The organism is Paraburkholderia sp. Tr-20389 (genome assembly GCF_017104565.1).
Lineage (GTDB): Bacteria > Pseudomonadota > Gammaproteobacteria > Burkholderiales > Burkholderiaceae > Paraburkholderia.
This window is the reverse complement of sequence record NZ_JAAGPD010000011.1, coordinates 92,227-104,545: the sequence shown is the minus strand read 5'-3', so window position 1 is coordinate 104,545 and position 12,319 is coordinate 92,227. Positions and strand designations below refer to the sequence as shown.

Below are 12,319 nucleotides of genomic sequence, written 5' to 3'. Positions count from 1 at the left end.
AAAATTCAATGTTGCAAGGCACTGTAGTTGTCACGGGCGGCGATCGAACCGGATACATGCGGTTCAGCCCGCGCACAGGGCGCTACGGTATTCGGAGCGGACTTTTATGCACAACAAGGCTGTTCACGTGATGCCCTGGCGCATCGAAGATATCGATCTCAATCGTATTGACCGACAACGCGCGGTCGCCAATGAAGACCTTCTGTTGCTCCTGTGTGCTTCTTCGTTCATCGAAAGCGGTACGGATCTTTACACGAGTAACCTCAGCAAGTTCTTCAACGGCGATCCCGAGGTATCCGCGTGGCTCAACAATGAATGGGAGCCCGAAGAGATGCAGCATGGGCGCGCGCTTAAGGCCTACATCGCGCACGTGTGGCCGGAGTTCGACTGGGACACGGCGTTTCGGAATTTCTTCGAGGAGTATTCGAAGACCTGCAACATGGAAGACTTCGAGAAGACGCGCGCGTTGGAGATGGTCGCACGCTGCGTCGTCGAGACGGGAACGGCCACGTTGTATCGCGCGATCGGCGTATGTTCGGACGAACCGGTGCTGAAGGAAATCACCGACAACATCCGCACCGACGAAGTCCGTCACTACAAGCACTTTTTCAAATACTTCAAGAAGTACAACAAGATCGAGGGCAACGGACGGCTCGCGGTGCTCGGCGCGTTGATGCGGCGCGTGATGGAAATCAAGAACGAGGACTCGGAGATCGCGCTGCGCCACGTGTTCGCGATCCGCTATCCCGAGCGCGTCAACGACCCGGCCTATAACCGCGACAAGGCCGCGCGCGTGAACCGGCTCGTGCGGCACAACCTGTCGGCCGATATGTGTGTGAAGATGCTGCTCAAGCCGCTCGAACTGCCGGCGAAGATTCAGCCCGGCGTCCATTACCCGCTCGCGAAGATCACGCAGCACGTGTTTTTCCGCTGAACGTCGCGGGTTGCGGTCAGGCTTCGGAGGAAATACACATGGCCGCGTCCGCAGATCAAACCCGCGCACTGGATCAACAGATATTCGACGAATGGCCCGTCGAGTTGCGTGCGCTGTTCGATGGTTCGGCGCTCGAGTCGAAGGTCGGCTTCACGGCATCGCTGCTGACCGTCGACGAGAGCAGTGCGCATGTGCGCACGTCACTGCTCGGCATCGGTGAACTGTATGCGCCTGACTCGCGCACGCTTTGCGTCGCGCTATGGCCGCAGTCGCGCGCGGCGCGAGCGATTGCGCGAAGCGGACGCGCCGCGCTGACCTTCGTGTTCGATGACGCGTTCTATCAGGTTCAACTCGCGCTCGTGCCGTTGAGCGCGGACGCCGGCGGCCTTGCGAGCTTCGCTGGAACGATCGATTCGGGTGAAGCGCAGCGCGTGCGTTACGCGCGCCTGACGGCGGGCATCACGTTCGATCTGGCAGAGGGAAGCGATGCGGTACTCGAACGCTGGACGCAGCAGATCGAGCACCTGAAGAAAGCCGCCGGCAGTGCGACGAATGGGAGATAGGAGCCGGACGCCCGCGTTGAAAACAACGGGCGTCGTCGTCCTGTATCAGCTGCGCTGACCGCGCGGCGCATCGCTGCGCGGCTTGCCGCCGAGCAGGGCGCCCGGATTCGCGCTGCGCGGCTTGTTGCGCGGTGCGTGTGCAGCATGCGGCGTGTGCGCGCTGCCTTCATGTGCGCTCGCGCGCGGCTTGTCCTGATGACGCGGCGCATCGTTGCGCGCGTGAGCAGGCTTCTGACCTTGCGGCTTTGCGTGCTGCTTCGGCTTGTCGCCGGGCTTGTCGCCCGACGCGCGGTGACCGCCACGCGACGTACCGTTGTTCGAACCCGCCGAACCTTCGCGTTTCTGCTGCCCTTGAGCCTGGCGCTGGCCTTGCGGCTGGCGTTGGCCCTGGTCTTGACGGCCGCCGCCGCCTTGTCCGCGGCGCTGGATCGGCTCGGGCCGTGCGTTCGGATCCGGCTCGTAGCCCGCGATCACTTCTTGCGGCACCGCGCGTTTGATCAGCTTCTCGATGTCCTTCAGCAGTTGAAGCTCGTCGACGCACACCAGCGACACCGCTTCGCCCGTCGCGCCTGCACGGCCCGTACGGCCGATGCGGTGCACGTAGTCTTCCGGCACGTTCGGCAGATCGAAGTTGACGACATGCGGCAGTTGATCGATGTCGATGCCGCGCGCCGCGATATCGGTGGCGACCAGCACCTGCAACGTGTTGTTCTTGAACTCCGCCAGCGCGCGCGTGCGCGCCGACTGGCTCTTGTTGCCGTGAATGGCCAGCGCGCTGATGCCGTCCTTCGTCAATTGCTCGGCGAGACGGTTCGCGCCGTGTTTCGTGCGCGTGAACACGAGCACCTGAAACCAGTTGTGCTGCTTGATCAGATGCGTGAGCAGCTCGCGCTTGCGATCGCGGTCGACGGGGTGAATCTTCTGCGCGACGGTTTCGGCCGTCGTGTTGCGGCGCGCGACTTCGATCAGCGCGGGCGCATCGAGCAGGCTGTCGGCGAGCGCCTTGATCTCGTCCGAGAAGGTGGCCGAGAACAGCAGGTTCTGGCGCTTCGGCGGCAGCTTCGCGAGCACGCGCTTGATGTCGTGGATGAAGCCCATGTCGAGCATGCGGTCGGCTTCGTCGAGCACGAGGATCTCGAGATGCGACAGGTCGATGGTCTTCTGCTGCATGTGATCGAGCAAACGCCCCGGCGTCGCGACGACAATGTCGACGCCGCGCCGCAACGCATCGATCTGCGGATTGATGCCGACGCCGCCGAACATCACGGTCGACTTCAGCTTCAGATATTTGCCGTATGCGCGCACGCTTTCCTCGACCTGCGCGGCGAGTTCGCGCGTCGGCGTGAGGATCAGCGCGCGCACCAAGCGCTTGCCACCCGGCGCGGGCGGCATCGTGAGAAGACGTTGCAGGATGGGCAGCGTGAAGCCGGCCGTCTTGCCGGTGCCCGTCTGCGCGCCGGCCAGCAGGTCGCCGCCGTTGAGCACGGCGGGAATGGCTTGCTGCTGGATCGGTGTCGGCGACGTGTAGCCGAGTTCGTTGACTGCGCGGACCAGCGGTTCGGACAAGCCGAGGGAATCAAAAGACATAAAAACTCTTTGCAATGCAATTGTGCAAACGATGCCAACGCGGCCCGAAGGCGCGTTCGCGGGCGACCCGAATGATCGCTCGCCCGACACTCACCGTTCACGGAGAAATCGGCGGCACGCGCAATGCGTACCGAATTGCTCGACGCGCTATGCAGACACGTCGACTGGCATTAAGTTGCATCCGCCGTCCTGCGCCTCATGCGACATATCGCGCGACGCTGACGAACTGACACAGACTGCCGGCGAGTACGAACAGGTGCCAGATGCCATGTCCGTGCCGGATGCGCTCGTCGTTGATGAAGAAGTAGATGCCGGCGCTATAGATGATCCCGCCTGCCAGCAGCCAGGCGGTGCCCGCGGCCGGCAACGCAGTGACCAGCGGGCGGATGGCAACGAGCGCGAGCCATCCCATCAGCACATACAGCACCATCGATACGCTGCGGGTACGTCGCCCGAGCGTGAGTTCCTGCACGATCCCGAGCGCGGCCAGACCCCAGCTCACGCCGAACAGCGACCATCCCCAGGGGCCACGCAGCGTGACCAGTGTAAACGGCGTATAGCTGCCCGCGATCAGCAGATAAATTGCTGAGTGATCGCACTTCTGCAAGATCGCCTTCAGACCCGGCCGACGCACGCTGTGATACAGCGTCGAGATCCCGTACAGCGCGCACAGCATCGCGCCATAGACGCTGAAGCTCACCACCTTGTACGCATCGCCGTCGAGCGCGCCCATCGTCACGAGCGCCGCCAGCCCCGCGACCGACAGCACGGCGCCGACGAGGTGAGTGATGCTGTTCAGACGCTCCCCGACATGCATGGTACTTCCTCCTGCATGATGCCCATCTCATCCGGCCTGCGACACGGGACAACCGTTATACGCCCGATCTGCCGGATGTGCTTCGAGTTGCCCCACTTCTTTGCGATCACCTCAAAAAGCGAAGGGCGCGGCCTCGATTATCGCAGGCCGCGCCCCAAACCTTCAGACGACGCTCAGTCGAGCGGTGCCGAACGCAGATCGGACACTTGTTGCGGCGACACAGCCGTACCGTGGTTGCCCCACGACTGGCGGATGTACGTCACTACGGCAGCCACTTCCTGATTCGACAGCGCCTGCGCGAACGGCGGCATGCCATACGGCTTCGGATTGCCGCCCGTGCTCGGCGGATAACCGCCGTTCAGGACCATGCGGATCGGGTTCACGGCCGACGGCATCTGGATCGACTGGTTGTTCGCGAGCGGCGGGAACGACGGCGGCATGCCTAGGCCGTTCTCCGCGTGACACTTCGCGCAGTTGTCGGCGTAAATCTTCTGACCTTGCTTCAGCAGTTCGCCGCCGAACTGTTCCGACGTCTCCAGTTGCAGATGCTCAGGCGCCTCGCTCTTCTGCGGGATCGTCTTGAGGTACGTCGACATCGCGTGAACGTCTTCGTCCGTCATGTACTGCAGGCTGTTGTGAACCACTTCAGCCATCGGACCGAACACCGCGCCGCGTTGCGATACGCCGTTCTTCAGCAGATCGGAAATGTCCTTGATGTCCCAGTCGCCGAGACCGGCTTCCTTGTTCGACGTCAACGAAGGCGCATACCAGTTCTGCAGCGGGATCAGGCCGCCCGCGAAGGCCGCCGAATTCACCGGACCGCCCATCGCGTTGATCGACGTATGGCACATGCCGCAGTGGCCGAGGCCTTCGATCAGATACGCGCCGCGATTCCATTCCACCGACTTGGTCGGATCAGGCTTGTACTCGCCTTCGCGGAAGAACAGCGTGCGCCAGCCGATCAGCAGATTGCGGTTGTTGAACGGGAACTTGAGTTCGTGCGGACGGCTCGGCACGGCGACGGGCGGAACCGAGCGCAGATACGCATAGATCGCATCCGAGTCGGCGCGCGAGACCTTCGTGTAGCTCGTGAACGGGAAAGCCGGATAGAGCAGGCTGCCGTCCTTCGAGCGGCCCGTGTGCATTGCGCGATAGAAGTCGTCCTGCGACCACTTGCCGATGCCGTACTGATCGTCGGGCGTGATGTTCGGCGTGAACAGCGTGCCGAACGGCGTGGCCATCGGCAGGCCGCCGGAGAATTCCTTGCCGCCGCGCACCGTGTGGCACGCGATACAGTCGCCGGCGCGCGCGAGGTACTCGCCCTTCTTGATCAATGCTGCCTGGTCTGCCGGCGTGGCTGCGACGGCGGTGCCGTTATGCAAATAGTCGCTGCCCGACCACAGGACGGGAACCAGCGCGGCAGCCGCTACGACGACGACAGCCGAAAGCGCGAACAAAGACTTGCGTTTCATTGTTTGTCTCTCCCGGTGCCTTATTGCGGTTCGCTGCCGCAGGCAAGCGGAGTCTTCAACGATTTGGCGGGCGCCGGCACGGGGTTCTGCGGCGCTTGCTGCGTGGACAGCCACGCGGCGACTGCGTTCACGTCGGCGTCCGTCAGACGCGTGGCGATCGTGTGCATGCAGTCAGGCTCGATCGCGTGGCGCGAACCCGAGCGCCATGCGCCCAGCTGCGCGCTGATGTAGTCCATGTGCAGGCCGACCAGACCCGGAATGGCCGGTTCCATACCCGTCAGACCCTTGCCGTGGCAGGCCGCGCATGCGGGAATCTGCCGCGACGCGTCGCCGTTAAGCACGATTTCCTTGCCTTTCGCAAGCGTCGAGTCGGACACGGTCGGCTTGGCCGGCGTCGGATACGGCGGACGCTGCTGCGAGAAGTACGTCGCGATGTCGTGAAAGTAATCGTCGGAGAGATACGTGACGAGGTAGTTCATCGGCGGGTACTTGCGCCGACCTTCACGGAAGTTCTTCAACTGGTTGTACAGATACTCAGCCGGCTTGCCGGCGAGACGCGGAAAGTAATCGTTGTCCGTGCCCTGACCTTTCGAGCCGTGACACGCCGTGCAGCCTTGCACGCGCGCTTCCATCGTGTCCGGAGCCTTAGGCTGGGTCTGCGCTTGCACAGCGCTTGATACGCCTGCGCACCCGATCAACAGCAGGGCGAGCAACGGGCGAAAAATGCGTCTTGAAGACACGCGTAACTCCATCATTATCGTGGGCCTGGCCGAACTTCGAACGGATCGGTGTGTGCTGCGCGATGAATGCCTGCGGAAGGTGCGCGGCGACGCAGCATTCTAACATCGATGGGTTATGGTGACTATTTGCCACATGCGACGACTTTCCTGCTTGACGCGCCTCAACGACACCACCGTTGCGACAAGTTGACGCAATTCGCTGCCATCTTCCGTCTTCCGACCAGCCTGCGAATGAACGCTGGCCTGGCGGTAACGCTTCCAGCTATTTTAAGATTGCGCATTTTGCATTGACGGCGACTGTCTCTTTGTTGCCTCCTTCTGTTCCAGTTTTGAGCGAATTCGTGTAGGACGCTACGCTTCGACGCTGCCGCTTCATGGCCGATGCGTGTCATTGAAGGCCATTGAACTGACTGAACTGCGAGGCATCGAAGCGTACTATCCCGTCCGTCCCTGCGTTTTCCATCTACAGCCAGCCTATGACTCTTTCCCTGTCCTCGCGTATGCCACTTCGCTGGCTCGCGGCGTGCGGCGTGTCGCTCGCCGTCGCGTCGAATGCTTTTGCTCATGCCACGCCCACCTCGCGCGATCCGGCGCCGAACGCCGAAGTCGCCGCGCCTTCGGCCGTGACCATCCACTTCAGCGAGCCGCTCGAACCGGCGTTCAGCAAGATCGTGCTCGTCGATGCAAGCGGAAAGCCTGCTGCGTCGGCCGCTTCGCAAGTCGATGCTCAGGACAAGAAGACCATGTCGCTCGCGTTGCAGTCGCTCGCGCCGGGGCGTTACATCGTGCAATGGACGGCGGTCGCTGAAGACGGGCATCGCACGAAGGGCAGCTACGGGTTCAGCGTCAAATGAGAGTCGACGGATTGTGGATCGGGCAGGTCGCCATGGCCGCGCTCATGAATGTCGCGTTCGCGTTTGCCGTCGGTTCGGCATTACTCGGCGCGTGGCTCGCCAACGATGCGCAGGCCAAGATCGCGCCCGCGCGCCCCGCATGGTTGCGGGCGCAGCGGTCGATGCAGGCTTCCGCGATCGTGCTGGTGCTGGCCGACCTTGGCTGGCTGCTCTATCAGGCAGCCGAGATGGCGGGCGTGCGTTTGCCGGAAGCCTTCGGCGTCGTGCCGACGATGCTGTCGCAAACGCACGTCGGCTTCGGCTGGAGCGTCGCGTTTGCCGGTGCGCTCGTGCTGGTGCTCGTGTCGTTCGCACGACCGACCAATGTGTTGCGTAATGCGCTGCTGTGGCTCGCCGTGATCGCGATCGCGGGCGGCAAGGCGACGCTGGGTCACGCGGCCGATGCAGGCGTGGCATCGGCGGCGATCGGCATGCACACGTTGCACGTGCTCACGACATCCGTGTGGGGCGGGCTCGTGCTCGCCGCAGGCTTGTCGGTGCTGCCTGCGCTCGGCACGTCGATCGCACGCGGCGTGTTGATCCGCACGGCGACGCAGCTGTCGAATGTGTCGCTCGTCGCCGTCGTGTTCGTGCTGCTGTCGGGCGTGTTCAACGCGGCACGCGGTTCGGGCAATTCATTGCTTGCGATCGAAACGAGCACGTGGGGTCATGTGTTGATGCTCAAGCTTGCACTCGTTGCGCTGGCGTTGGTGCTCGGCGGGTTGAACCGTTTTTCGGCGCTGCCGAGATTGCGCCGCACGGCATCGACGATGGATGCGCATACGTTCGCCAATCTGCTCTATCTCGAAGCGCTCGCGATGCTCGGTATCTTCGCTGCGGCGGCTGTGCTGTCGCACAGCGTGCCGGGTTTTGCGGCGCTCGGCTGAGCGCGATGATGTCCGTTGTCGGCATGAAGCAATGAGTCATTCGTAACCCAGCTTGTGGCCGACGACGGGCGCAACGACCAGCGCAAGCGCGCAGCCCCCAACCTTGCCTTCGAGTTCGGCCGCGGCTGCATGCGTACTACTCATATGCGTGAGCAGATCGAACAGTTGCGGCAGGCAGTAGAGAAGTGCTGCACCGATGAAACATCGCTCCATCGTCGAGATGCGCCAGCCGCGTTGATACGCGAGCACCGCGCCGATCACGCGCAGTACGCCGAATACGACCAGCGCGCCAACGGCCGCCTGTTCGCGGATCAGATAGTCGGGAAGAAATTCGCCCATGACGTCCTCGGTTCGAATGGTTGTTTGCATGCCATTCAGCAAGGAGTGAGCCAAGCGCTTCGCAGTGCGCATGCGCAGGGCTGGAGCGGTTGTCCAGCAAGGATTCGGGCGTTTCGCTGCGAAGCCGCGCGAAGGGACCGGAAGGCGTTGCGCGTCAACTGTGTAGCGTAACTGATACGCCGCTCGCGCGACGCGTCGCCGTCGCGCCGTTGCAGCTACGACGGGTTGTCAATTGACAAGATGAGCAAACGCCGCCCGCAGGCGGCGTTTGTGTTTCATTCGCGATACCGCGTGCCGTTGCTTACCACTCGGCGACGCTGCCGTCCGCGTGACGCCACACCGGGTTGCGCCAGCGATGGCCGACCTTCGCCATTTCGCGCACCTTGTCCTCGTTCACTTCGATACCCAGACCCGGCCCTTGCGGGATCGACACGAAACCGTCTTCGTACTTGAAGACTTCCGGGTTCTTGATGTAGTCGAGGAGATCGTTGCCCTGGTTGTAGTGGATGCCGAGGCTCTGTTCCTGGATGAACGCGTTGTAGCTGACGGCATCGATCTGCAGACACGTGGCCAGCGCGATCGGGCCGAGCGGGCAGTGCAGCGCGAGCGCGACGTCGTAGGCTTCGGCCATCGACGCGATCTTGCGGCATTCCGTGATGCCGCCCGCGTGCGACGCGTCCGGCTGGATGATGTCGACGTAACCGCCCGCGAGAATGTGCTTGAAGTCCCAGCGCGAGTAGAGGCGCTCTCCGAGCGCGATCGGCGTGCTCGTCTGGTTGACGATGTCGCGCAATGCCTCGACGTTTTCCGACAGCACGGGTTCTTCGATGAACATCAGCTTGTACGGATCGAGTTCTTTCGCGAGTACCTTCGCCATCGGCTTGTGCACGCGGCCGTGGAAGTCCACGCCGATGCCGACGTTCGGGCCGACCGCTTCGCGCACGGCCGCCACGTTGTTGATCACGCCTTGCACCTTGTCGAAAGTGTCGATGATCTGCAGTTCTTCGGAGCCGTTCATCTTCACGGCCTGGAAGCCGCGCTCGACGACGGCGCGCGCGTTGTTCGCGACGTCGCTGGGACGGTCGCCGCCGATCCACGAATACACCTTGATGCGGTCGCGCACCTGGCCGCCGAGCAGCGTGTGCACGGGGACGCCGTGGAATTTGCCCTTGATGTCCCACAGCGCCTGATCGACACCCGCGATCGCGCTCATCGAGATCGGGCCGCCGCGGTAGAAGCCGGCGCGGTACATGACCTGCCAGTGGTCTTCGATGTTGCGCGGATCTTTGCCGAGCAGATAGTCGGAGAGTTCGTCGACGGCGGCAGCGACGGTATGCGCGCGGCCTTCGACAACCGGCTCGCCCCAGCCGACGATGCCTTCGTCGGTCTCGATCTTCACGAAACACCAGCGCGGCGGAACGATGAAGGTTTCGATTTTGGTGATCTTCATTGGGGCGTCTCCTTGGCTTGCAAATGCCGATTGCGATTGTTGGCCGCACCATGACCGCTCGTCCCGCCATGTGGACACCGGTTGTGCGACCGTCGAGGAGCCACATCCTACATCAAAATCGCCGTAAAATACTATTAATAGTATTATTTCGTTCAGGGTTTTGCCCGGCGACGGTGGGTTTCGCGTCTGCTATCGCCGATAATCGCGGGCGATCCGCATCGCCGTCGAGCGACGTCGGGCGAATATCAAAACAGCATTGGGAGAACCGACATTCAGCGAGATCTGCACGGCCGCGTTGCATGGCTGCTCGGCACAGCGATCCTGCGCGGCGACTACGCGCCCGAATCCGTCTTGCCGCGCGAAGCCGAGTTGATGGAAACATTCGGCGTCAGCCGCACCGTGTTGCGCGAAGCGTTGCGCACGCTGACGTCGAAGGGGCTGGTCGAATCGCGGCCGCGCGTGGGCACGCGCGTGCGTCCAAAGGCAGCGTGGAATCTGCTGGATGCTGACATGCTCGACTGGTATTCGCGTGTCGCGCCCGCACTGGATTTCGCGCTGAAGCTGCAGGAAATGCGCGAGATGATCGAGCCGTACGCGGCCGCGCTGGCCGCGGCGTCGCACAGCGACGCGACGTTCGGCGCGCTCGATGTCGCGCATTCGGCGATGGTCGCGGCGCGCAACGTCGACGAATGGGTGCGGGCCGATCTGCAATTTCATTTGAGCGTGCTCGCCGCGTGCAGCAACGAACTGCTGGTGCCGCTCGGCACGCTGATCGAGCGCACGCTCGAGGCGCAGTTGCGGCTGAATGCGAAGCGCGCCGATGTGTTCAACGCATCGCTGGCGGAGCATACGGCCGTGTTCGAGGCGATCCGCGATCGCGATGCGCCCCGTGCGCGTCACGCGATGGCGTCGCTGCTCGGCGTGACGCGTGGGCGAATCGAAGGCTGATTAACGGCTGGATCAATCCATCGCAGCATGCGCGACCGATTCATCGGGCGCCTTGCGAGACGGGCGAATCAGCAGCACAAGCGGAATCACGAGCAGTGTCGCGACGAACATCAGCTTGAAGTCGTTCAGGTAAGCGATCATCGCGGCCTGCTGCGTGATCGACACATCGAGCACGGCCATGTCCACGCGCGATCCCGTTTCGAGCATCGGTCGAACGATGGGGTTGAAGGCCGTCACGTTTGCGGCGAGATCGGAATGCGCGACCTGCGTGTTACGCGTGAGCAGCGTCTGCACGATCGAAATGCCGATACTGCTGCCGATATTGCGCATCAGGCTGTAAGTGGCCGTGCCGTCGGCGCGCAATGCGGGTGTGAGCGTCGAGAACGTCAGCGCGCTCAGCGGCACGAACACGAGACCCAGACCGAAGCCCTGGATCACGCCTGGCCACACGATGTCCGATGCCGACAGCACGATCGTGTACTGCATCATCTGCCAGAGCGCGAACGCCGACACGATGAAGCCCGCGAGCAGCATCAGCCGCGCGTCGATATGTTTGAGCAGGCGCCCCGCGACCAGCATCGCGATCATCGTTCCCGCGCCGCTCGGCGCCGTCACGAGACCCGTCGTGGCGACGGGATAATTCATCAGGTTTTGCAGCATCGGCGGCAGCAGCGCGCGCGTCGCGTACATCACCGCGCCGATGATGAAGATGAAGAACGTACCCGTCGCGAAGTTGCGGTCCTTCAGCAGTTCGTACTTGAAGAACGATGTTTTGCCGACGGTCGCCGTATGCGCGATGAAGAACGCGAAACTGATCGACGCGATCAGCGCTTCGATCACGATCTCGTGCGAGCCGAACCAGTCCAGCTGTTCGCCGCGATCGAGCATGGCTTGCAATGCGCCGATCGCGAGGCCGAGCGTCGCGAAGCCGAACGCGTCGAACTTCGCGTCATGCTTCGGCTCGTGGGACGGCAGGAACGTCAGAACGCCAAATAGCGCGAACGCGCCGATCGGAACGTTGATGAAGAACACCCAGCGCCAGTTGTAGCTGTCGGTGAGCCAGCCGCCGAGCGTCGGGCCGAGAATCGGACCGACCATCACGCCCATGCCCCACACGGCCATCGCCTGGCCCTGCTTGTCGCGTGGGTTGATGTCGAGCAGGATCGATTGCGAGAGCGGCACGAGTGACGCACCGAAGATGCCCTGCAACAGCCGCGACGCAACGATCTGCGTCAGCGTTTCCGACAGCCCGCACAGGGCGGACGCGACGGTGAAGCCACCGATCGCGAACATCAGCAGACGCTTGACGCTCAGCCGGTCGGACAGCCAGCCCGTGAGCGGCGTCGCAATCGCGGCGGCCACGATGTACGACGTGAGCACCCACGTGATCTCATCCTGTGACGCCGACAGGCTGCCCTGCATATGCGGCAGCGCGACGTTGGCGATGGTGCTGTCGAGCGTCTGCATCAGCGTCGCGAGCATGATCGCGATCGTGATCATCGGACGGTTCAGCTCGACGGCGGGCTTTGCAGCCGGCGAATCGGAGGCCATGAAGCGGAGTCTTTGAGAGTCTATGAAATAGTAAGCATGCTTATTGTATAGGCGGCAGGTTTTTATGCGTACGCTGAGTTTCCCGTAGTCGTTGTACGCTGCGCGTTTTCGGACGTGGGCGCGAAGCCCTTCGTATAA

12 protein-coding genes are annotated in these 12,319 nt (G+C 62.8%); 5 read left to right on the top strand and 7 right to left on the bottom strand.

The window, feature by feature from the left end:
• Nucleotides 1–106: 106 nt before the first annotated feature.
• Both G3N95_RS14325 and G3N95_RS14320 read left to right on the top strand, forming a co-directional pair.
• Nucleotides 107–934 (top strand): ferritin-like domain-containing protein, encoded by an 828-nt coding sequence (locus G3N95_RS14325; protein WP_205970712.1) that lies wholly within the window; start codon nt 107–109, stop codon nt 932–934.
• Nucleotides 935–972: 38 nt separating this feature from the next.
• Nucleotides 973–1,497 carry a hypothetical protein gene (locus G3N95_RS14320; RefSeq protein ID WP_205970711.1) on the top strand — a complete coding sequence of 175 codons (525 nt, stop codon included), beginning with the start codon at nt 973–975 and terminating at the stop codon, nt 1,495–1,497.
• Nucleotides 1,498–1,542: 45 nt separating this feature from the next.
• On the opposite strand, the gene G3N95_RS14315 is transcribed toward G3N95_RS14320, so the two are convergent.
• From G3N95_RS14315 to G3N95_RS14300, 4 genes are all read right to left on the bottom strand, one after another.
• The gene (locus tag G3N95_RS14315; protein ID WP_205970710.1) at nt 1,543–3,084 is read right to left on the bottom strand and encodes a DEAD/DEAH box helicase; all 1,542 of its coding nucleotides are present in this window, start codon (nt 3,082–3,084) and stop codon (nt 1,543–1,545) included.
• A gap of 196 nt (nt 3,085–3,280) precedes the next feature.
• Nucleotides 3,281–3,901, bottom strand: a complete 621-nt coding sequence (locus tag G3N95_RS14310) for a hemolysin III family protein (RefSeq protein WP_205970709.1) — start codon at nt 3,899–3,901, stop codon at nt 3,281–3,283.
• Between the two features lie 173 nt (nt 3,902–4,074).
• Complete coding sequence (locus G3N95_RS14305; RefSeq protein ID WP_205970708.1) at nt 4,075–5,373, bottom strand: cytochrome c; 1,299 nt, start codon at nt 5,371–5,373, stop codon at nt 4,075–4,077.
• Between the two features lie 20 nt (nt 5,374–5,393).
• Nucleotides 5,394–6,125 carry a c-type cytochrome gene (locus G3N95_RS14300; protein ID WP_205970811.1) on the bottom strand — a complete coding sequence of 244 codons (732 nt, stop codon included), beginning with the start codon at nt 6,123–6,125 and terminating at the stop codon, nt 5,394–5,396.
• A 464-nt stretch (nt 6,126–6,589) separates the two neighbouring features.
• Between G3N95_RS14300 and copC the strand changes: the two genes are divergently transcribed.
• Both copC and G3N95_RS14290 read left to right on the top strand, forming a co-directional pair.
• On the top strand, nt 6,590–6,967 hold the full coding sequence (gene copC / locus G3N95_RS14295; RefSeq protein ID WP_205970707.1) for a copper homeostasis periplasmic binding protein CopC: 378 nt from the start codon (nt 6,590–6,592) through the stop codon (nt 6,965–6,967).
• Nucleotides 6,964–7,893: a CopD family protein gene (locus G3N95_RS14290; RefSeq protein ID WP_205970705.1), complete on the top strand. Its 930-nt coding sequence runs from the start codon at nt 6,964–6,966 to the stop codon at nt 7,891–7,893. The genes copC and G3N95_RS14290 overlap by 4 nt, the downstream gene beginning before the upstream one ends.
• Before the next feature lie 36 nt (nt 7,894–7,929).
• Here G3N95_RS14290 and G3N95_RS14285 read toward each other — a convergent pair whose 3' ends face one another.
• Together G3N95_RS14285 and dgoD are read right to left on the bottom strand one after the other, a co-directional pair.
• On the bottom strand, nt 7,930–8,232 hold the full coding sequence (locus tag G3N95_RS14285; protein WP_205970704.1) for a hypothetical protein: 303 nt from the start codon (nt 8,230–8,232) through the stop codon (nt 7,930–7,932).
• A 301-nt stretch (nt 8,233–8,533) separates the two neighbouring features.
• The gene (dgoD, locus tag G3N95_RS14280) at nt 8,534–9,682 is read right to left on the bottom strand and encodes a galactonate dehydratase (RefSeq protein WP_205970702.1); all 1,149 of its coding nucleotides are present in this window, start codon (nt 9,680–9,682) and stop codon (nt 8,534–8,536) included.
• Nucleotides 9,683–9,937: 255 nt separating this feature from the next.
• Between dgoD and G3N95_RS14275 the strand changes: the two genes are divergently transcribed.
• Nucleotides 9,938–10,630 (top strand): FadR/GntR family transcriptional regulator, encoded by a 693-nt coding sequence (locus G3N95_RS14275; protein ID WP_205970810.1) that lies wholly within the window; start codon nt 9,938–9,940, stop codon nt 10,628–10,630.
• 12 nt (nt 10,631–10,642) lie between these two features.
• On the opposite strand, the gene G3N95_RS14270 is transcribed toward G3N95_RS14275, so the two are convergent.
• Nucleotides 10,643–12,181, bottom strand: coding sequence for a DHA2 family efflux MFS transporter permease subunit (locus G3N95_RS14270; protein WP_205970700.1), 1,539 nt, complete (start codon nt 12,179–12,181; stop codon nt 10,643–10,645).
• Nucleotides 12,182–12,319: the final 138 nt, after the last annotated feature.

Coding starts and splice junctions, on each gene's coding strand:
- G3N95_RS14325 (WP_205970712.1), top strand. CDS start 107: ATGCACAACAAGGCTGTTCACGTGATGCCCTGGCGCATCGAAGATATC.
- G3N95_RS14320 (WP_205970711.1), top strand. CDS start 973: ATGGCCGCGTCCGCAGATCAAACCCGCGCACTGGATCAACAGATATTC.
- G3N95_RS14315 (WP_205970710.1), bottom strand. CDS start 3,084: ATGTCTTTTGATTCCCTCGGCTTGTCCGAACCGCTGGTCCGCGCAGTC.
- G3N95_RS14310 (WP_205970709.1), bottom strand. CDS start 3,901: ATGCATGTCGGGGAGCGTCTGAACAGCATCACTCACCTCGTCGGCGCC.
- G3N95_RS14305 (WP_205970708.1), bottom strand. CDS start 5,373: ATGAAACGCAAGTCTTTGTTCGCGCTTTCGGCTGTCGTCGTCGTAGCG.
- G3N95_RS14300 (WP_205970811.1), bottom strand. CDS start 6,125: ATGGAGTTACGCGTGTCTTCAAGACGCATTTTTCGCCCGTTGCTCGCC.
- copC (WP_205970707.1), top strand. CDS start 6,590: ATGACTCTTTCCCTGTCCTCGCGTATGCCACTTCGCTGGCTCGCGGCG.
- G3N95_RS14290 (WP_205970705.1), top strand. CDS start 6,964: ATGAGAGTCGACGGATTGTGGATCGGGCAGGTCGCCATGGCCGCGCTC.
- G3N95_RS14285 (WP_205970704.1), bottom strand. CDS start 8,232: ATGGGCGAATTTCTTCCCGACTATCTGATCCGCGAACAGGCGGCCGTT.
- dgoD (WP_205970702.1), bottom strand. CDS start 9,682: ATGAAGATCACCAAAATCGAAACCTTCATCGTTCCGCCGCGCTGGTGT.
- G3N95_RS14270 (WP_205970700.1), bottom strand. CDS start 12,181: ATGGCCTCCGATTCGCCGGCTGCAAAGCCCGCCGTCGAGCTGAACCGT.